Consider the following 20,216-nt stretch of genomic DNA (forward strand, 5'->3'; position numbering starts at 1 on the left):
GATTCTCTATTGCGGCGTAGCCAACGCACATGCGGCTTGAAGTCTGACGGGGATAACCCGTGGTAGGTTAGTGAAGGAGTGGTTGAAGGTGCATGCCAGTAATCAAAATGAAGCGACAAACCGGACATCCCACGTTGGTTTGATTTTTATCCTGGGCTTGTTATCAATGCTGATGCCTCTGGCAATTGATATGTATCTGCCCAGTATGCCGATCATTGCACAGCAATTTGGCGTAGAGAGTGGCGCAGTACAAATGACGCTAAGCGCCTATGTGCTGGGGTTTGCCATCGGACAAATGTTTTATGGGCCGATGGCGGATAGCATCGGGCGCAAGCCGGTCATTTTCTGGGGAACGCTCATCTTTGCACTGGCAGGAATGGCCTGTGCTATGGCGCAATCAATCGAGCAACTGATTAATTTGCGTTTCTTGCACGGCTTGTCAGCCGCCGCCGCCAGTGTGGTGATTAATGCATTGATGCGGGACATGTTCACCAAAGATGATTTCTCGCGCATGATGTCTTTTGTGGTCTTGGTGATGACAATCGCGCCATTGCTGGCACCCATTATCGGCGGCGCTTTGTTGGTGTGGTTTAACTGGCATGCCATTTTCTGGACGATGGCGGGAGCCGCATTGGTGGGGGCGATATTGGTTGCGTTGTTTATCAAAGAAACCTTGCCGAAGGAGAAACGGCAAAAGTTTCATTTGCGCACCACTATTGGCAATTTTGGCGCTTTATTCCGCCATAAGCGGGTACTGAGCTATATGCTGGCCAGCGGTTTCTCTTTCGCAGGTATGTTCTCATTCCTCAGCGCCGGGCCGTTTGTTTATATTGATTTAAATGGCGTTTCTCCGCAGAACTTTGGCTATTACTTTGCGCTGAATATCGTCTTTTTATTCTTGATGACATTGATCAACAGCCGCAATGTTCGCCGTTTCGGAGCACTGAAAATGTTCCGCTTTGGTCTGTGGGTCCAATTTGTGATGGGCATCTGGCTGCTGGTGGTGTGCGCCACCGGGTTAGGGTTCTGGGCGCTGGTGCTGGGCGTCGCGGCTTATGTGGGCTGTATCGCGATGATTACCTCGAATGCCATGGCCGTCATTTTGGATGATTTTCCCCATATGGCGGGGACGGCCTCTTCTTTGGCGGGAACTTTACGGTTTGGTATCGGTGCGATAGTGGGGACGCTGTTGTCAATGGCGCCATCGCGTAGCGCCTGGCCGATGGTCAGCTCAATGGCATTTTGTATTATCGCCGCTATGTTGCTGTATCTTTATGCCAGCCGCCCACATAAAAATGCGGTGAAATAATCACTATCAAGAAATGTGAGGGGCGATGCTCCCGAGGCGCCCCTCACGTTTATTATTTGTAGCTATTTTGTCAAATCACAGCTTATTTATTCCTCCTTTTCTCCGCCCTGCGCATGATTAAATATCGCCACAATGACCACTAAAAAAGACCGAATCCTTGCGCTTAATCAATATAATAAGCATGCATATCATTATCTATTGCATAGTTGTGTTTGATACCATATTGTTAATTTTTTGAGCTATGTGATAAAAAATATGAAATTGTTATGCCGTTATTTTTACCCGTTATTCTTACTCGTCACAGAGTGACGAATATCAATGAATTTATATATTTATCAATTAATTAAATTCATTTAATTCGGTTTGATTGGCATTGAATTGTTCCTTAAATGTAAAATGTTGGCTGATATTAGGTAATGGGTTTGCAAGAAAAATGGTTGAGATGGACGCGATAAAGGGTTAAAAATAACGAAAAATGGGATCTAAATCCCAAACCGGCAGTTTCAGTCTTGGCGCAACGGGCTGAATAAGGGCTGAAAACAGCACAAAAAATATCATTGTAGATTTTAAGTTTCTAAATTGTTATCAATGTTGTGTTTTGATGAGGTTTGGATCAAGCGCAATGACAATTTAGCGGCTATAACTTTAATCAGTGTGAGTCATTGTGGTGCTTTGTGAGTTTTTTGAATTTTTATTTTTACTAGGAAAAATACGTGAATAATATCCAACTTTCGGTGGTACATCGTCTGCCGCAAAGTTACCGTTGGCTATCGGGGTTTATCGGCGTAAAAGTTGAACCGATGCCATTAACGGCGATAGACGATAGCAATAATGACCTCATGGGACTGAAGTTACTGAGCCATGATGGTGCCCATGCGCAAATTATCATGCAGCGGCTTCATCTCTCACTGCAAGAGATTCAAGTGGATTCCGCGATTGTAGAATGGGAAGGCGAGCCTTGCCTGTTTGTTCATCGTCAGGATGAAAGTGCCACTATGTGCCGCTTGAAAGATGTTGGGGTGGCGATTGCCGAGACCATGACCGCACTTTATCCTTTCTGATTCGCGATGAAGTGTTTGTCAGTTTTTATGCTGACGTTTTGTTGTGCCCTGACATCCTGATGTGCCCCAAATTAGTCAGCAAATTTCAGTAATTGTTGGGTATATTGCTGTTTTGGCGCGGCAAAGATAGCCTGACAGTCACCTTGCTCCACCACTTCCCCCTGTTTCAACACAATCACTTGGTGGCAAAGCGATCGCACCACTTGCAAGTCATGGCTGATAAACAGGTAACTGAGTTGGTAGCGCTGCTGAAGGGATTTCAGCAAAGCCAGAATTTGCGCTTGTACCGATTTATCCAGTGATGAGGTTGGCTCATCGAGGATAAGTAACTGAGGTTGCAGGATAAGTGCCCGTGCAATAGCAATGCGCTGGCGCTGGCCGCCGGAGAACTCAGTCGGGTATCTATAGCGGCTGACCGGATCCAACCCAACTTCTTCCATCGCCTTAATCACGCGCTGCTCGCGATGCGCAGCACTGAGTTTCTGATGCACTTCCAGCCCTTCTGCAATGATTTGCTGAATATTCAAGCGCGGGTTTAGCGCTGAGTAAGGGTCTTGGAAAACCACCTGAATTCGGCTGCGATAAGGTAGCATCTGTTTGGGCGAGAAGTTGTGTAGCGGCTGACCACTAAACCAAATTTCCCCTTTAGAGGGCAGCAAGCGCAGCAAAGCTAAGCCGGTAGTGCTTTTCCCCGAGCCGGATTCCCCCACCAAACCTAAACTTTCACCGGGCTTTAATACAAAGCTGAGATCTTTCAGAGCATAGTGATGCGCGACAGTGCGGCGCAACAGGCCGCGTTTAATCGCAAAAGCGACTTGCAGCCCTTTGACTTCAAGCAAAGGTTGCAGGTCACTCGGGAGCGGCAGTGGGTCGCCCTGTGGTTCGGCGTCTAATAATTGGCGAGTGTAAGTATGCTGTGGTGCGCTAAACAGCGCCTGGCGGGTATTGTGCTCAACCACGCGCCCCTCATGCATCACGGCTACGTTATCGGCCAGCCGGCGGACGATATTCAGGTTATGGGTGATAAACAGCAAGCTCATCCCCATCTCTTGCTTTAACTCTTTCAGCAAACTCAAAATCTGGGCTTGTACCGAAACATCCAGCGCGGTGGTGGGTTCATCGGCAATCAGCAATTTGGGCTGGGTCAGGACGGCCATGGCAATCATCACGCGCTGGCGTTCCCCTCCAGAAAGCTGATGTGGGAAATCAGCTAATCGGCCTTTAGCATTGCGAATACCCACCCGGTCAAGGCACTGAATAATTTCAGCTCTGGCGGCTTCCCAGCGCATACCGCGGTGCAGTGACAGCACTTCTGCCAGCTGTTTCTCAATAGTATGTAAAGGGTTTAAAGACACCATCGGCTCTTGAAAAATCATAGAAATCTTATCACCGCGAATGGCGCGCAATGTCGGCTCATCGGCATGTAACAGTGATTTTCCGGCAAATAGAATATCGCCGCTGGGGTAAACTACCGGTGGCGAGGGCAGCAGGCGCAATATCGACAGGGCGGTCACACTCTTGCCCGAACCCGATTCCCCCACTAAAGCCAGTGTCTCGCCGCTCTCTATTTTCAATGAAAGGTTGCTGACCACCTGACGATCAACTCCGGCTTGGCGAAATGCAATACTGAGATTTTGAATGTCCAGAAGTGGAGAAGTCGCCATATCAGTACACCTTACTTGGGTCAAAGGCGTCACGCACTGCTTCGCCGATAAAGATCAACAGAGATAACAGCACGGCTAACACCAGGAATGCGGTGATGCCGAGCCAGGGAGCTTGAAGGTTATTTTTGCCCTCCAATAATAACCCACCTAATGATGGCGACCCCATTGGCAAGCCGAAACCCAGGAAATCCAGTGAGGTGAGGGTGGTTATCGAGCCGCATAGAATAAAGGGTAAGAAAGTCAGGGTAGCCACCATGGCATTGGGCAACATATGACGCGACATTATCACGCGGTCGCGCACTCCCATGGCCCTTGCTGCGCGGATATAGTCATAATTTCGGGTGCGCAGAAACTCAGCTCGCACCACACCGACCAGCCCCATCCAGCCGAATATGACGGTGATGGCTAATAACCACCAGAAATTCGGCTGCACAATACTGGACAGTAAAATCACTAAAAATAGGGTCGGCATACCAGACCAGACTTCAATAAATCGCTGACCCCATAAATCAACTCTACCGCCGTAATAGCCCTGAATTGCCCCGGCACAAATCCCAATCACACTAGAAAATAAGGTTAACGTTAGGCCAAATAACAGTGAGATACGAAAGCCATAAATAACTTTAGCCAATACATCGCCGCCAGTGCTGTCAGTGCCGAGCCAATTAGTGCGGCTGGGGGGCGAGGGGAAGGGCACATCGGTGGCGAAATTAATGGTGTTATTACTAAAACGGATGGGAGCCCAAATAGCCCAGCCATTATCTTTAATGCGGCCAATCACATACGGGTCTTGATAATCAGCGGCCGTGGTTAAAATGCCACCAAAGGTTGATTCGGTGTAATTAACCATAAAGGGCATGTAAAATTTGCCCTGATAGCTCACCAGCAGCGGTTTGTCGTTCGCAATTAACTCGGCAAACAGGCTGATAATAAACAGTGTCAGAAAGATCCACAGTGACCAATAGCCACGGCGGTTTTGGCGAAAACGTGCCCAGCGGGCCTGATTAATAGCACTTAGCCGTTTCATCATTGGCGGCCCTCAAAATCAATCCGCGGGTCAACCAAGGTGTAGGTGATATCGCTGAGGATATTCAGCAGTAAACCAATCAGAGTAAAAATATAAAGGGTGCCAAACATCACTGGATAATCTCGTTGCAAGGTGGCGTCATAGCCCAACAACCCTAAACCATTCAGTGAAAACATCACTTCGATCAACAATGACCCGGTGAAAAACATACTGATAAATGTCGCGGGGAAGCCTGCAATCACCAGCAACATGGCATTGCGAAATACATGGCGGTAAAGGATTTTTTCTTCAGGTAAGCCTTTGGCGCGGGCGGTGACCACATATTGTTTGCGGATTTCGTCCAGAAACGAGTTTTTGGTCAGCATGGTGAGTGTAGCAAAACCGCCAATCACGGTGGCCAGAACCGGTAATGTAATGTGCCACAAATAGTCAGTTATCTTGCCGTACCACGGCAGTGTATCCCAGTTGCTCGATACCAACCCGCGCAGCGGGAATAGATCGAAATAACTGCCGCCGGAGAACAGCACCACCAGTAAAATGGCGAATAAAAACGAAGGAATGGCATAGCCAATAATAATTAAGGTACTGCTCCAGGTATCAAAAGCCGAGCCATTACGCACCGCCTTTTTAATCCCCAAAGGAATGGAAACCAGATAAATAATCAGTGTGCTCCATAGCCCAAGTGAGATAGATACCGGCAGGCTATGTTTGATCAATGACATGACAGATTCGCCGCGAAACAGACTGTCACCAAAATCAAAGCGCACATAGCTCCAGAGCATATCGAAATAGCGCTGATGTAGCGGCTTGTCAAAACCAAAACGCTGCTTGATTTCGGCAATCACTTCCGGGTCTAACCCTTGAGAGCCGCGATAGTTACTGTCTCCGACTTGCGCCGCATTCAAGCCGACTTTCGCTCCACCTAATCCGCTATCACCGCCACCTGCGCTATATCCGCTGGAATGGCCCAGTTCAATATTGGCTATCGCCTGATCTACCGGGCCACCTGGGGCGATTTGTACAATGAAAAAGTTAATAGTAATAATGGCCCACAAGGTGGGAATAACCAGCAACAATCGCCGTAATAGATATGCGCCCACACCGCCCCCTAATGATGTTCTGTTGGCAGGCGAGCTGCCTTGTTGACATCCAACCACCAGCTATCAAAGCCGAGCGAATATGTGGGCCTGTCCGCTGGCATCGAGAACTTATCCCAATAAGCAAAACGAGCATGGTTGGAATACCACATCGGGATCATCAAATAATTCCAGGTCAACACGCGGTCCAGTGCACGGCCAAGAGACAGTAATGCCTCTGGCTGCTCCTGATGTTTAATAATCTGTTCAATCAATTGGTCAATAGCCGGATCTTTAATACCCGAGGCGTTATAGCTGGAATCAATATAAGCCGAACTCCACAAAATTTGCAGATTTGGACTCGGGTAAGGGAAGGCGCGATAAACCGTCGGGATCATATCGTAATCCCGGCTGCGCAGGCGGTTAACAAATTGAGAGTTGTCCACCTCGCGGATATTCATGGTTATCCCCAAACGTTGCAAATTATGCTTAAACGGCTGAACGTATTGGAAATTACTGCCGCTGAGTAACAGCAACTCAAAGACAAAAGGTTTGCCGGTTTTGCTGTTGATCAATTGCTGATTTTTCACTTCCCAACCCGCTTCACTCAGCAATTCGCGTGCTTTTAATAGATTATCCCGCGCGTTACCGCTGCCGTCAGTTTGAGGAGGCTGATAAATTTGTGTGAAAACTTCCGGCGGTATTTTACCTTTTAGCGGTGCCAGCCATGCTAATTCCGCACTGTTCGGATAACCTTTAGCGGCATATTCGGTGTTCTGGAAGAAACTATTAGTGCGTTGATAACTATCGAAATAAAAAGCTTTATTCATCCAGTCAAAATCAAAGGCTAATGTCAGTGCTTCACGAACTCGGCGGTCGCTGAAAATAGGGCGCTGGACATTAAATGCCAGCCAGCGGGTGTTCTGCGCGGAGTTATCGAGGATATCCTGTTTGACGATATAGTTTTTCGCAAAGTTGCCGCCCACATATTGTGTCGCCCAGCTTTTTGGTGATGTTTCTTCACGGAAATCAAAGGCACCGGCTTTAAACGCTTCCAGCGCGACTTTATCGTCTAAATAATAATCATAACGGATGGTGTCAAAATTATATTGCCCACGATTGACCGGTAAGTTGGCTGCCCAATAGTCTCTGACCCGCTCATAAGTAATAAATTGGCCCATCTTATATTTGCCAATACGATAGGGGCCGCTGCTAACTGGCGGTTTACTCAGCGGCTCACTGAGTTTATGGTCTTTCCAGAAATGCTCGGGCATTACCGGTAAACCAAATAGGCCCAGCATCTTATCTTTATTCGGCTCTGGGAATTCAAAACGCACAGTCAGGCGCGAAATCGCTTTGACTTGCACGCCTTTATAAACAATTCGAAATTGTGGGACACCCTCGGTCATGAATTTATTGAAAGTGAATGCCACATCTTGTGCAGTAATGGGTTTGCCATCATGAAAACGAGCACGAGGATTAATATCGACTTCAATCCAGTGAAAGTCGGGGGCAAAACGCGCTGACTCGGCAATTAAGGGATAATAACTGCCAATCTCATCGTCCGAAGTAGAGAACAATGAGTCATACAGCCGCTCAGTGCGCACTGCCGGGTTGCCACGCAGTGCATAGCGGTTGAAGTTATCAAAGGTACCAATTGCTGAGAGCGTGATATCTCCGCCTTTAGGGGCTGCCGGATTAACATAATCAAAATGGTTAAAATCTGATGAATACTTGGGTTCGCCTAATATGGCAAAAGAGCTACCTTCCTTAATGGTCTCAGCTTGTAGGCCAAAACTCAGAGCTGAAAGCGCGAAGGCAGCAAGTAGGCGTAACAACATATTGGTGGTGATCTCCTGCTGTTATTTTAATAGTAATAATCTTAAATAAAATTACCAGTTTACAGGGGTAAAGCAAACATTAAGCCAATTATACACGTCATACTTCAAGCTGCATGTGCGTAGGCTGCCTTTGCTACTCGGCCCGTCCTTGGGCCTCGCCTCTGCGAGACCGCTGCAAGCAGCGTTCAAATCTGCTCCCTGCAGATTTGTCACCCCAGTCACTTACTGCTATTGACCTTAAAATCAATAAGCTCTTGGGGACTGACTCAGTTGCCGCCTTCCTGCAACTCGAATTATTTAGAGTATAGTTTTTGTTACGAAGTTTTTTGCGTACAAAACTCGACTAAATCCTCAACAGACAGCGGCTTGCTGAGTAGATAGCCTTGTAGGTAGTTGACTCCGTGTTGTGCCAAATACTGGAGCTGTTGTTCGGTTTCAACACCTTCAGCAACGGTTTCAATATTAAGTTTACTCGCCAACATTAATACTGCATCTAATACCGGTGCTGCAACAGTATTAACACCAATGGTGCTGACAAAACCACGATCAATTTTAATATAATCTAAAGTAAAGCGTTCTAAATAAATCAGTGCGCTGTGCCCGGTGCCAAAGTCATCAACAGCGATTTGTATCCCTTGAGCGCGCAGCCAGGCAAACTGCTTAATAGCCAATTCCTCTTCAACCATACCCCGCTCAGTTATCTCAAATACTGGAGAATACACATCGGTATTTAATTGTTGTAACATTTGAGTGACATCTTTGCGGAAATTATCATCAGTAAGATGGACAGGGGAGATATTAAAGGCCAATTTAATTCCTGCTGGAATGGGGGCTGCCATTAATTCACTGTCTCTAATGATTAATTCAAATAAATGTCGGGTCAGAGGTTGAATCAGATGCTGAGCTTCTGCATAGGGAATAAAAAGGTCTGGGGAAATACGACCTTCAATCGGATGTTGCCAGCGGATAAGCGCTTCCAATCCTGATAGGGAGCGGTCATCAGACCGGAATACGGGCTGATATTCAACAAAGAATTCACCCCGACGAATACCACGCAAAATTTCAGCTTCCGCACTTTGGCTGGCAATTAAAATATAATAAGCCAAGATACCGACTAACCCTGCGAGTAATACGCCCCCTAACAAGGTCATGCGAATATCATCCGCAGTGAGGTTGGTATGATAAATCAATATTTTAATTGGATAGCCAGGTAATTGAATTTCGCGCGTATCACGTATGGGTAACTGGCTGATAGGCATGACTTTAGAATCAAATGTCGTGACTGCCAGCTCATCAATAATAATAGCCAATCCGTTGACTTGATTATTGGAATTATTTAGTAACAGATAGGGATGTAAATTCAGTTCGAGTGTTGCTAATACGCCGGTATTACCGCGGCCAGCTTCACGCAGCCATACGCCAATTGCCGGTTTGCTCGGCATCATCGGCGTACCTTGTTGAATTTTAAAATCCAAAGGCCGAGAGACATTCATTTTGGGGTATAACGCGCTGACAGGTGTATTCATTTCCCCCGTTGCTGAAGAGCAATAGGTAATATCATCCCGAACTAACAAGAAAGCTCGGACACCATTGGTAAATGCCGCCCGATAGTGCAGAGCCGCACTGGCCTGTTCACAACTTTTGGCACTTAGCGGGATAAGCTGAGACATCGTTGTCGTCAGTTCATTAAGGAACTGGGATGAATAGGAGATAATATGGTCGCTTTGTGTTGTTAGTTTACGTTCACTGCTGCGATAAAGTAATGACAAAGTAATAACAACAAAAAATATAAAGAAACAGAGTGCGAGGATGACACTTTTTTTAACAAGATGGCGTCTGGATAAAATATTGCGGGAGAACGCACTGTTTGAACCCATGTTACGCCGCTCCTCAGCATGATCGATAAAGTGTTATGAGTATAAGTAAGTTAGCAGCACAGCGCTACCGATTTGCCAGGGAGCATTATTGACATTAATAAACTTATCGAGTTGAAACTCAATCTAATATAAAGCAAAGATGCCATGTAAATGCATCAAATATGTGGTGCCAGTGAAATTCATTTGTATTGACGTATGTTAGAAATACATATCCATAAAACAGATTTTCAGCTTAGTAACACAATCTACTTAATTCCAGAAAGGATAATCGTAGTTGATATGTCTTAGTGTCAGGGAACTCTTGATTTAGCAGGGCGAATGTTACACAGAATATTCTTGAATTTCGCTGTTTTTGGTAAAAAAGGACGTTTCCTACAAAAGGTGAGGTAATGGGACTACAAAAACTATATTTTGGCAATAAAAACGATTTCGGCAATAAAAAACGCTACCAATGGCAGCGTTTCATAGTTTCGTTTGGTATCTCGAACAACAGGAATAAAATCAGTTAGCTGCGCGAACCGCTACTTAGCACTCGCCGCCCATCACGATAACGCTTATTCCAATAATCTTCATTTAAGCTCGAAATTGTCACACCGGCACTGGTCGATGCATGTACAAATTTATCGTTACCTAAATAGATACCCACATGACGACCCGTCGATCCTGCTCGGAACAGTACTAAATCACCAGGGCGCAACTTAGTACGTTGGATTTTCTTGCCAATATCTTGCTGCTCAGAGGTTGAGCGTGGCAAATCCATACCAAATTGTTCACGGAAAGTGGTTTGTACAAACGCAGAACAATCAATACCGCGTTTGCTGCTACCGCCTAAACGATAACGAACTCCTTTCCACCCTGCATACTGTTCTAAAATTTTCGACTTGACGTCAACGTTGCGCACCATCGCTTCGAATTCATCCTGAGAGGCTTGCAGTAAAAGCCCATCTTTGTCATTAACTGCACGCATCTCAGTTTGCGTATTATGTACGTTCGAACTCTGTGGTGAACTACACGCGGATAACATTACCGCTGCTGCAACCGCAGGAATGACCCGCAGAATATATCTCATAATAGGTTGAGACTTGACCATTGTTGTTGTTTTCCCTTGCTGTCCTTACGACGGATGTCGCTACCAAAAATACCAAACGAATCGAGATTATTGATTGTGGTCTGATGAGACAATCACTTAACCAAATAAATGTGCAGGAACGCACAATATTAATCAGGATAGTGGTGAAATGCCGGTATCCGAGCACAAACGTTTTTGAGATTACCGTAATGATTAATAAAAGGCGAGAGCTTTTATGCCCATAATTTTACAAAATGTTAATGTAACATTATGTAATATTATATATTAAATGCAGATAGCTGAATTTATGGCCGTTTGCTGATAATAAAGGCGTGAAATTATTAATGGCGGTTGGAACAAAAAAAGTCTATTTTTTGCTCCAACATAAAGCAGGGGCCGGGTTATTGACTTTTTGAGCCTGGCAGATTCCGGTTAATGGCATCAATGACTTTATCACTAAGTGGTGTCAGCAATATCCAACTTATCCCAACCAAGACGACTGAAAGTGAGCCGACAGCAATATCAGTAAACCAATGCGCGCCAATCATTATTCGTGGCATAGAGAAGACCACCACGATCACTAAGGCGATGGCAAAAGCACCACGAGAGAAATAGCGCAACATAAAGCAGGCAAAAATAATCAGCATCATGCCATGGTCGCCGGGGAAGCTATCACTGGATGCGTCTTTGGTCGGAATACCCGTTAATTCACTGACACGATTAATATTCTCAAAAACCAGTGTTGGGCTGGGATGCGATACCGGCAGCAAATGGCCTAATTGGTTGAGGATAACGGCGGTCAACAGCATGACAAACCCCGTGATGATCAGCCGACGGCGGCCTGCGGCGGTTTCCTTTATATAGAAGCACAAATAAAGCAGTCCCATGCAAATCAGGGAAATAACATCAAAGGCCCGATTATTGGTAATCGCCACCAAATGCAGAAACGAAGGGCTGGACAGTAGATGCTGGTTAAAATAGAAGAATATTGCTGAGTCTATTTTAAACCAAAAACCGTGGTTCGCTGGAATATACCAAGAGAAAAATAGAGCTATTCCAAGTAAATTAAGCAGTAATATTGCCGGCAAATTACGACGGGTCATGCGGTGGCCTTTAATCTAGAAATGGTCAATGTAAGAATGGTGCAGTAAATAAATTTGGCCGCATTATACCCCCTTCTGTAGTCGAGTCCTGAGTAATTCATGCTGTAATACATTCCAATCAGGGTCAGTGGTGCTAATGAGTTCAATCCGGCTATCAAGTGGTGGAACTTGGCGAGTTTCAATTTTCAAATCATGACCTTGTCGGTTAACCACCAGAGTACCTTCAGGTATGTGTATCACACCTTTGATCCGCTCCACTGGATTTAACCGCACCCATTCTAGTAATGACACTGTGTCAAATACGGTATCCGCATTAAATACCCAACCACAACTCAGATAACCTTGACCCTGATTAAGGGCGCGACGCCAAGGTTCGTTACCTTTCAAACTTAATGCGGCCAATCCTTTTTGTCGGGTTGAGCTGTGATGATGTGCGCCGTCGGGTAATTCATCATTATTACTGTGCGGTATATCCAGCAGAGCAATATTAATCTTCCCTTGTTCTGCATAATAGAGCGGGCGTGATACCGGCTGTTGTTCATGCCATTGCTGTAATACAGCGTAATCCGTCTCGCTATAGGCATCCTGTTTATTCGCCACGAGGATATCGGCTGCGGCCAATTGGTCACGGAAATTTTCATTTTCTGTATAGCGGGGATCACTTAACTGGCGGGCGTCAAGCAAGCTGAGAGTGGCATGCAGAGAAATCCAGGGTTGGTAAATTTCTGAGGTTAATAAGGATAGAATCTGTTTTGGGTGGCCCAACCCCGTAGGTTCGATGAGTAAACGATCCGGTTTTGCCTGTTGGATCAACATATTCAAACCAACTTGCATGGGAAGTCCATTCACACAGCACATGCACCCTCCAGGTATTTCTTTTAATACGGCACCGCTGTCAGCTAATAGTGCCCCATCAATACCGATCTCCCCGAATTCATTAACCAGAACCGCCCATTTTTCATTTTCCGGCTTTTGTGACAATAAATGGCGAATAGTCGTGGTCTTGCCACACCCCAAAAAGCCAGTAATTAAGTTCGTTTTGGTCATCAGAGATCTCCTGCCGTAAATTTATTTTCAATACCATCTCAAGAAAAGGCTCAAGTGTGTCGATGTAATCAGAAGAGGATATAACACCAGCCAAGCTTATTATTAAACGAAAAAGACTAAAAGATAGACAATTTCCTAGGTGGGTTAGGAACCTCGCCTAATAGCATTGCCAGGCTAAGCAATATAATTCACTTCTACGAGGAATCTTAGTGAGTTATCGACAGAGTAGGGCAATAAAAAATGCTCTGTCATTCCCATCGCTCAGGCTGGAATCCTCTATCATTTAAAATGACGGATATGAGAGTCGAGGTGGTTATGAAGAGTTTTCGAGTGCTGATTATCGTAGCAATAATGTTTTCATGGATAATATCTTTTGCTGCAAGTAGTGCGCAATCCACCCTGTCGGTTAGCGGAACAATTACTTTTTCCGGTGCTATTGTAGACAGCCCATGTGATACCTCATTTGCAAACCAAACGATAACATCCAGTTGTTACCGTAATGGTGAAACACTCACTCACAGACAAACAATTTCAGACAAGATGCCCCTGACCTCCCGGTTACCCAGTAATTTAGCATCTTCAAGCCTGGAATGGTTGAACTCACAACGTAGTTTGGGAATTTTGACCGTCTCCTACCTCTAATATTTAAGACTAACCATCATCTTATAATCACGGCTTATCACATTGATAAGCCGTGATAGTTATTCAACTTTGCTGCAATGAAATTGTTTGACCACATGATATACTCAATATTATTCACACACCCTTTGGTCAGGCCAATTTGGTATTTTCAGTGCCAATACCTGATGCAGGAAATAAGGTTATGCGGTTATATCAGGAAGTCGGCAGTCAACTGCGTGAAGCAATTATCAGTGGGCAATACAATTTGGGCGATCGTTTACCGCCTGAGCGTGATATTGCCGAAAACTTCAGCGTCAGTCGTAGTGTGGTACGTGAAGCACTGATCATGCTGGAGTTGGAAAAGTTAGTGGAAGTGCGTAAAGGTTCAGGTGTCTATGTGGTGAATGTCCCCGATAGGCCCGCGTATGGTGAATCTGTCGTGTCAACCGACAGTGGCTACGGCCCATTTGAACTGCTGCAAGCCCGCCAATTGCTGGAAAGTGAAGTCGCTGCTTTTGCCGCCATGCAAGCAACCAAAGCTGACATTATTAAAATGCGCCAGGCCATCGAGCAGGAAAAAACTGCATTAGATGCTGGCGCTGTGGATGAAAGTGCGGATGAATTGTTCCACTGTTTGTTGGCGCAATCGACGCAAAATAGTGTGTTGGCGAATATGGTGGCGGAGGCATGGCAGGCGAGAAAAACCAGCGCCATGTGGCAAGGGGCACATAGTCATACCCTCGATTTTAGTTACCGCTGGCAATGGATGGAAGACCATCAAAAAATCCTGCAAGCAGTATTGCGCCGAGATAGCAAAGCAGCCAAGCAAGCCATGTGGCAGCATTTAGAAAATGTAAAATTAAAATTACTCGAGATTTCTGATGCTGACCATCCTGATTTTGATGGGTATTTGTTTGAGTCTGCGCCTACCTATAACTCCAATGACTTTGGGTAAACCTTTCGGCCTTGAAAGCAGGGGGTTGGCTGCGCTTCGAAACTCGATTGAGATGAATGAGCCCCATTCTTGAGGCTCATTCTGTAAGCTCACTAAATTAAGCCTGCTGTGCCAAACGTTTCACACTTTCTTTCGCCCCAAACTGTTGTAGGCTGAGATAGGCTTCTGTCACGGCCCGAACAAATTCGGGTTGTTGTGGCAGGGTTTCACCAAACAGTGATTTCAGCGACAGTAAGCTCTCTACTCTGGCAATACCATCTTCGCTATTCTCAACGCATTTTTTGAAGCTATCCACCATTGGGTCACGAATATCAATAGGTTGGCCGTTATCATCCACACCGCTGACATAACGCATCCAGCCGGCGATACCCAATGCCAGGCAACGATATGGGCCGCCATTTTGTAAATGCCAGCGCACTGAATCCAGCATCCGTTGTGGCAATTTCTGGCTACCGTCCATGGCAATTTGCCAGGTGCGGTGTTTTAACGACGGGTTGCTGTAACGTTCAATCAATTGGTCAGCATAAGCATTCAGATCAATGCCGGTAACACGCAGTGTTGGGGCTTGTTCATCCATCATTAAGCGACGGGCGGTCAGACGATAATTTTTATCCGCCATGCAATCATTAATATGCTGATAACCGGCCAGATAACCCAGATAAGAGAGGTAGGAGTGGCTGCCATTCAACATGCGTAACTTCATTTCTTCAAAGGGCAAAACATCATTGACTAATTGCACCCCAGCAACTTGCCAGTCAGGGCGGCCCGCCACAAATTTGTCTTCGACGACCCATTGAATGAAAGGCTCACAGGCAATGCCACAAGGGTCGGCAACCCCCAGTGTCTCTGAGATTTGCTGCAATGTTTCTGCAGTCGCTGCGGGAACGATGCGATCGACCATGGTGTTGGGGAACGTGACATTTTGTTCTATCCAACTTGCCAGTTCGGGGTCACGGGCCGTCGCCAAACCGAGGACGGCATTTTTTACCACATGGCCGTTTTCTGGAATGTTGTCGCATGAAAGAACGGTGAAAGGTTGCAGCCCTCGTAGGCGGCGTAACCGCAGAGCTTCAACCAGAATACCGGGGGCGGAAGTCGGGGCATCAGGGATAGCCAGGTCGGCAAGTACAAACTCATTGCGCAGATCCAGTTGGCCAGTTCCCGGCTCGATGCAGTAACCTTTTTCAGTAATGGTCAGCGAAACAATAGCCACTTGTGGTTCGGCCAATTTCGCCAGAACTTGTATGACACCATCTAGTCGAGCATGCACCGACTCACAAACCGACCCAACAACAATGGCTTGATGACTTTGTGCACCTTTTTCCAGCACTGAGAAAAGATGATCTTGTTGGCGCAAATTTTGGATCAAGACATCAGCACCAAACAAGCTGACCTCACAGATACCCCAGTCGCCCCCTTGTTTATTTAACACCCGGTCAGTCAGTAGAGCTTGATGTGCGCGGTGAAATGCGCCAAAACCGAGGTGAACAATGCGGCTTTTCAGTGCAGTTCTATCATAAGTTGGCAGCTGTACGGTATCGGGTAGGCGGCTGTTGGCAATAGTGTTCATACGTGGCTCCAGAATCATTCACCCCACGGATATAGCAAAGGGGATGGTGATAGATAAAAAGTTGTTAGACCAGTTTAATTTGGCTTCTGTACGAAAAAAAACCACACCATACGGATCGTTTTCTTTTGTTCGTTGTCATGCAATATCGGCTTGCAGTGTAAAGGCATATGACAGAAAATAAAATTGGTAAGTCCAATATTGATTATATTCGTGAAGTGGATCAACCAATGAGATTTTGCTTTTTGACACACGACGCTGAAAGAGTAAGGATAAAGCTGAATGATACCTCTTGGAATCGGTATAACAGCATTCTCGATATAACAACATTGTCGGTATAACCGCGTTAGTCGGTATAACAAAATTGTATGCACCCGAACAGTTTACGTAGAAGGTAAAAATAAATGGAACAAACATGGCGTTGGTATGGCCCAAATGATCCGGTGTCGTTAGATGATATCCGTCAGGCTGGTGCAACCGGAGTAGTGACTGCATTGCACCATATTCCGAATGGCCAGGTCTGGCCGGTGAGTGAAATCAAACAACGCCAGGCAGAATTGGCGGCGAAAGGTTTGGTTTGGTCGGTAGTGGAAAGCGTACCGATTCATGAAGAAATCAAAACTCACAGCGGTAACTATCAGCAACATATTGAAAATTATCAGCAAACACTGCGTAACATTGCCGAATGTGGCATTGACACCGTGTGCTATAACTTCATGCCGATATTAGACTGGACACGTACGGATCTGGAATACCAATTGCCGGACGGTTCCAAAGCATTGCGTTTCGACCAGATAGCTTTTGCTGCTTTTGAGCTGCATATCCTTAAGCGCCCAGGTGCTGAGAAAGATTACTCTGCTGAAGAACTGGCGCAGGCGGCAGATTATTTCGCTGCCATGTCTGAGGCCGACATTGCCAAGTTGACGGGCAATATTATTGCTGGTCTGCCGGGAGCAGAAGAGGGCTATACGCTGGATCAATTCCGCGCGCGTTTAGCCGAGTATGACGGTATTGATAAAGCGCAACTCCGTGAAAATATGGCGTATTTCCTGCGCGCTATTATACCGGTTGCTGAACAGGTTGGCCTGCGTATGGCGGTTCACCCGGATGATCCACCGCGCCCAATTCTTGGCCTGCCGCGTATTGTGTCGACCATTGAAGATATGCAGTGGCTAAAAGAGACCGTTGATAGCATTTATAACGGCTTTACTATGTGCACCGGTTCTTATGGTGTGCGGGCAGATAATGATTTGGTGAAGATGATCGAAACCTTTGGTGATCGTATTCACTTTACCCATCTGCGTTCGACTTGCCGCGAAGGGAACCCAAAAACCTTCCACGAAGGCGGTCACCTGCAAGGTGATGTTGATATGTACTCAGTGGTTAAAGCCATTTTAACTGAAGAGCAACGTCGTCAGGCGGCTGGAGATATGCGCCCAATTCCGATGCGACCAGACCATGGTCACCAAATGCTGGATGATTTACATAAGAAAACCAATCCGGGCTATTCCGCTATTGGTCGTCTGAAAGGTCTGGCTGAAGTTCGCGGGGTGGAGCTAGCGTTGAAGCGCACGTTCTTCCCAGAACTGAAGTAACCCGTCATATTTCAAACTGCAGGTGTGTTGGCTACACTCAATAACCCGAATCACTTACTTATGTAAGCTCATCGGGATGACTTCGCTTGCCGCCTTCCTGCATCTTGAAATCTATAGGGTATAGTTTGGGTATAAAATTGTTAAGGGCCGGTTTCTCGGCCCTTAACAACTTGAAAGATGAAGGGTATTAGTCGGCACGGCCCATATAGCGGCGCTCTGCAATATGAATACGGATTTTCTCACCAGGGCTGATATATTCCGGCACCTGAATAGATAAGCCGGTACTCATCACTGCTGGTTTGTTACGAGCACTGGCTGATGCGCCTTTAATGCTCGGCGCGGTTTCAACAATTTCCATATCCACAGTTTGCGGCAATTCCAACGCCAGCAATTGGCCGTCCATTGTCAGCACCTGCATCCCCGGCATCCCGCCCTCAGGAATAAACAACAATTCTTCTTCTATCTGCTCTTTTTTGAAGTTATATGGCGTGAAATCTTCATCATCCATAAAGACGTATTCGTCGCCGTCGATGTAAGAGAAATTCACACTGCGGCGGGTCAAAGTGATGGTGTCGAGGATCTCATCGCCTTTAAAACGCTCTTCAACTTTTAAACCGGTACGCACATCAGAAAAACGCATTTTATACAAAGTGCTCGCACCACGGGCACTTGGGCTTTGCACGTCGATATCTTTCACCAGCAGTAATTTGCCGTTGAGGTTGACCGCCATACCGCGTTTTATTTCGTTAGCTCTTGCCATTTATTAACCGCCAATCAGGATTGAAGATAAGTTGCGACAAGTTACTCGCGCCGCCAGTTTCAGGCAAGCGGATAGCGCAAAAAAGAGCAAGATTTCGCGATAAAATTGACCTTACGCGTACACCGGTAATAGGCCCAATAATGCGGCAATATGCGCCACTGCATTGATCAGACCAAACAAGATAATAAAACCAATCATAAAACGCCCACCCGGAGCCCGATAACTCGCTTGTGGGAAGCGTTTACGGCTAGCGCGCGCCATCAGTGCGGGAACAATCACCGCCCAAATGGTGGCGGCCAAACCGGCAAAACCAATGGCGTAGATAAAGCCATTCGGGAACAATAGCGCCCCGATAGTCGGCGGAACAAAAGTGATTAGCGCTGATTTGGTGCGCCCACCGCGGTCATCGGCGAACTTAAAGAAATCGGCGATATAATCGAACAACCCAAGAGAGACTCCGAGGAATGAGCTGGCCAATGCCATATAAGAGAAAGCATTCAACAGTCGGCTGGTGGCTTGACTGGCAGAGACGGTATCCATCTGTTTCAGCAGGCTGCCTATGTTCCCGCCGTCAGCAATAACTTGTTTGAATGCATCCCGGGCAATATTGCCCTGAATGGCATACTGCCAAAGGATATAAATGACCAATGCTATCAAGGTGCCGTACAGCAAACTGCGCACCACTGATTTGCCGTCTTTATGGTAATACTTCACCAGTCCCGGCACATTACCGTGGTAGCCAAAGGAGGTCAGTAAGTAGGGCAGGGCCGCCAGCGCATAAGGTAAATAACGGGCATTACTATCCGCCTGATTGAACAGAACCGCGCTTTCCACATGGCTAAACATATCACCGACGGACATGACAAACGTGATAACCATGCCACCGATCAATATGGTGCTTAAGCGGTCTACTGCGCGGGTCGATAACCAGACAATAAATGCCACTAACACCGCAAAGATAAAGCCCGCCCCGGTCTGACTGATGCCCACTGTATTTTGCAGTGTATGGGTGATGATTGAGCCGCCAGCTGAGATATAGGCGTAGGTCAGAATATAGAGAACAAAAGTGATAGATACGCCATTAATGGCGCTCCAGACTTTGCCCAGCAAGTCTTGCACCATGGTATGGAAACTGGCCCCAGTAGGGTAGTTCAGGTTAGCTTCCAGAATCATCAAGCCGGAAATTAGCATGCATGCCCAAGTATAAATCAGCAGCATGACTGAGCCGCTGAACCATACACCCGCCGTCACGATTGGGATTGAAAACATCCCCGCGCCCACAGCGGTACCGGCGACAATCATTGCGCCGCCGAGGACGGAAGGGCGTGAGAGTGGTTCGGCTAAACCCATCGACATTTAATTTTGCTCCGTTATTTTTGGAATTATTATTTCATGGTTCTTTTGTACTAGCTCAATGGTACATGATGGCAATAAAACTGTAAACAGATGAATATGCTTATGTGGATAGTCGGGTCAGTGATTAGTTTTGATCTGGTATTGGGTTGTGATTGAATATCGCCCAAATGAGGATTTTTTAGGTTAAAAAATAAACTGAAAATAATGAGCTTCAAAGCTGAAGCGGTGTGCCGGATCTGCTATTGGGTTGTTGATCAAGGATAGTGCTGGTAGTTGATGAGGCCGGTT

Annotated in this window: 15 protein-coding genes; 4 read left to right on the plus strand and 11 right to left on the minus strand. The window is 46.3% G+C overall.

What is annotated here, in order from left to right; all coding sequences use genetic code 11:
• Window positions 1-88 precede the first annotated feature (88 nt).
• Together FTA91_RS13060 and FTA91_RS13065 are read left to right on the plus strand one after the other, a co-directional pair.
• Entirely contained in the window at window positions 89-1,309 is a 1,221-nt protein-coding gene (locus FTA91_RS13060; protein ID WP_050113032.1) for a Bcr/CflA family multidrug efflux MFS transporter, read from the plus strand.
• A 713-nt stretch (window positions 1,310-2,022) separates the two neighbouring features.
• On the plus strand, window positions 2,023-2,370 hold the full coding sequence (locus FTA91_RS13065; protein WP_004389488.1) for a YejG family protein: 348 nt from the start codon (window positions 2,023-2,025) through the stop codon (window positions 2,368-2,370).
• 71 nt (window positions 2,371-2,441) lie between these two features.
• On the opposite strand, the gene yejF is transcribed toward FTA91_RS13065, so the two are convergent.
• The 8 genes from yejF to FTA91_RS13110 form a co-directional block, all read right to left on the minus strand.
• Window positions 2,442-4,034: a microcin C ABC transporter ATP-binding protein YejF gene (yejF, locus tag FTA91_RS13070; RefSeq protein WP_050113033.1), complete on the minus strand. Its 1,593-nt coding sequence runs from the start codon at window positions 4,032-4,034 to the stop codon at window positions 2,442-2,444.
• Between the two features lies 1 nt (window position 4,035).
• Window positions 4,036-5,061 carry an ABC transporter permease gene (locus tag FTA91_RS13075; RefSeq protein WP_174634891.1) on the minus strand — a complete coding sequence of 342 codons (1,026 nt, stop codon included), beginning with the start codon at window positions 5,059-5,061 and terminating at the stop codon, window positions 4,036-4,038.
• A complete protein-coding gene (locus tag FTA91_RS13080; protein WP_050113034.1) occupies window positions 5,061-6,161 on the minus strand; it encodes a microcin C ABC transporter permease YejB in 1,101 nt (366 codons plus the stop codon). The genes FTA91_RS13075 and FTA91_RS13080 overlap by 1 nt, the downstream gene beginning before the upstream one ends.
• Window positions 6,162-6,169: 8 nt before the next feature.
• Window positions 6,170-7,978, minus strand: coding sequence for an extracellular solute-binding protein (locus FTA91_RS13085; protein WP_050113035.1), 1,809 nt, complete (start codon window positions 7,976-7,978; stop codon window positions 6,170-6,172).
• Window positions 7,979-8,292: 314 nt separating this feature from the next.
• Window positions 8,293-9,855, minus strand: a complete 1,563-nt coding sequence (locus FTA91_RS13090) for a cyclic di-GMP phosphodiesterase (protein WP_050113036.1) — start codon at window positions 9,853-9,855, stop codon at window positions 8,293-8,295.
• Between the two features lie 505 nt (window positions 9,856-10,360).
• Entirely contained in the window at window positions 10,361-10,945 is a 585-nt protein-coding gene (mepS, locus tag FTA91_RS13100) for a bifunctional murein DD-endopeptidase/murein LD-carboxypeptidase (RefSeq protein WP_050113037.1), read from the minus strand.
• 380 nt (window positions 10,946-11,325) lie between these two features.
• The gene (locus FTA91_RS13105) at window positions 11,326-12,027 is read right to left on the minus strand and encodes a phosphatase PAP2 family protein (protein ID WP_050113038.1); all 702 of its coding nucleotides are present in this window, start codon (window positions 12,025-12,027) and stop codon (window positions 11,326-11,328) included.
• Between the two features lie 63 nt (window positions 12,028-12,090).
• Window positions 12,091-13,074, minus strand: coding sequence for a CobW family GTP-binding protein (locus FTA91_RS13110; RefSeq protein WP_050113039.1), 984 nt, complete (start codon window positions 13,072-13,074; stop codon window positions 12,091-12,093).
• Window positions 13,075-13,897: 823 nt separating this feature from the next.
• Between FTA91_RS13110 and FTA91_RS13120 the strand changes: the two genes are divergently transcribed.
• The gene (locus FTA91_RS13120; protein ID WP_050113157.1) at window positions 13,898-14,650 is read left to right on the plus strand and encodes a GntR family transcriptional regulator; all 753 of its coding nucleotides are present in this window, start codon (window positions 13,898-13,900) and stop codon (window positions 14,648-14,650) included.
• A gap of 97 nt (window positions 14,651-14,747) precedes the next feature.
• On the opposite strand, the gene FTA91_RS13125 is transcribed toward FTA91_RS13120, so the two are convergent.
• Window positions 14,748-16,220, minus strand: coding sequence for a mannitol dehydrogenase family protein (locus FTA91_RS13125; RefSeq protein ID WP_050113040.1), 1,473 nt, complete (start codon window positions 16,218-16,220; stop codon window positions 14,748-14,750).
• Between the two features lie 401 nt (window positions 16,221-16,621).
• Between FTA91_RS13125 and uxuA the strand changes: the two genes are divergently transcribed.
• Window positions 16,622-17,812, plus strand: coding sequence for a mannonate dehydratase (gene uxuA, locus FTA91_RS13130; protein ID WP_050113041.1), 1,191 nt, complete (start codon window positions 16,622-16,624; stop codon window positions 17,810-17,812).
• 187 nt (window positions 17,813-17,999) lie between these two features.
• Here the strand turns inward: uxuA and yeiP are convergent, their stop codons facing one another.
• Together yeiP and mtr are read right to left on the minus strand one after the other, a co-directional pair.
• Window positions 18,000-18,572: an elongation factor P-like protein YeiP gene (yeiP, locus tag FTA91_RS13135; protein WP_004389501.1), complete on the minus strand. Its 573-nt coding sequence runs from the start codon at window positions 18,570-18,572 to the stop codon at window positions 18,000-18,002.
• 111 nt (window positions 18,573-18,683) lie between these two features.
• Window positions 18,684-19,928 carry a tryptophan permease gene (gene mtr / locus FTA91_RS13140; protein WP_050113042.1) on the minus strand — a complete coding sequence of 415 codons (1,245 nt, stop codon included), beginning with the start codon at window positions 19,926-19,928 and terminating at the stop codon, window positions 18,684-18,686.
• Between the last annotated feature and the right edge of the window lie 288 nt (window positions 19,929-20,216).

Source organism: Yersinia thracica, from assembly GCF_902170565.1.
In the GTDB taxonomy this organism is placed as follows: domain Bacteria; phylum Pseudomonadota; class Gammaproteobacteria; order Enterobacterales; family Enterobacteriaceae; genus Yersinia; species Yersinia thracica.

Excerpts from the sequence above, each read along its gene's own strand:
- yejF (WP_050113033.1), bottom strand. The coding sequence starts at position 4,034 with ATGGCGACTTCTCCACTTCTGGACATTCAAAATCTCAGTATTGCATTT.
- FTA91_RS13075 (WP_174634891.1), bottom strand. The coding sequence starts at position 5,061 with ATGAAACGGCTAAGTGCTATTAATCAGGCCCGCTGGGCACGTTTTCGC.
- FTA91_RS13085 (WP_050113035.1), bottom strand. The coding sequence starts at position 7,978 with ATGTTGTTACGCCTACTTGCTGCCTTCGCGCTTTCAGCTCTGAGTTTT.
- FTA91_RS13090 (WP_050113036.1), bottom strand. The coding sequence starts at position 9,855 with ATGGGTTCAAACAGTGCGTTCTCCCGCAATATTTTATCCAGACGCCAT.
- mepS (WP_050113037.1), bottom strand. The coding sequence starts at position 10,945 with ATGGTCAAGTCTCAACCTATTATGAGATATATTCTGCGGGTCATTCCT.
- FTA91_RS13105 (WP_050113038.1), bottom strand. The coding sequence starts at position 12,027 with ATGACCCGTCGTAATTTGCCGGCAATATTACTGCTTAATTTACTTGGA.
- FTA91_RS13110 (WP_050113039.1), bottom strand. The coding sequence starts at position 13,074 with ATGACCAAAACGAACTTAATTACTGGCTTTTTGGGGTGTGGCAAGACC.
- FTA91_RS13120 (WP_050113157.1), top strand. The coding sequence starts at position 13,898 with ATGCGGTTATATCAGGAAGTCGGCAGTCAACTGCGTGAAGCAATTATC.
- FTA91_RS13125 (WP_050113040.1), bottom strand. The coding sequence starts at position 16,220 with ATGAACACTATTGCCAACAGCCGCCTACCCGATACCGTACAGCTGCCA.
- uxuA (WP_050113041.1), top strand. The coding sequence starts at position 16,622 with ATGGAACAAACATGGCGTTGGTATGGCCCAAATGATCCGGTGTCGTTA.
- yeiP (WP_004389501.1), bottom strand. The coding sequence starts at position 18,572 with ATGGCAAGAGCTAACGAAATAAAACGCGGTATGGCGGTCAACCTCAAC.
- mtr (WP_050113042.1), bottom strand. The coding sequence starts at position 19,928 with ATGTCGATGGGTTTAGCCGAACCACTCTCACGCCCTTCCGTCCTCGGC.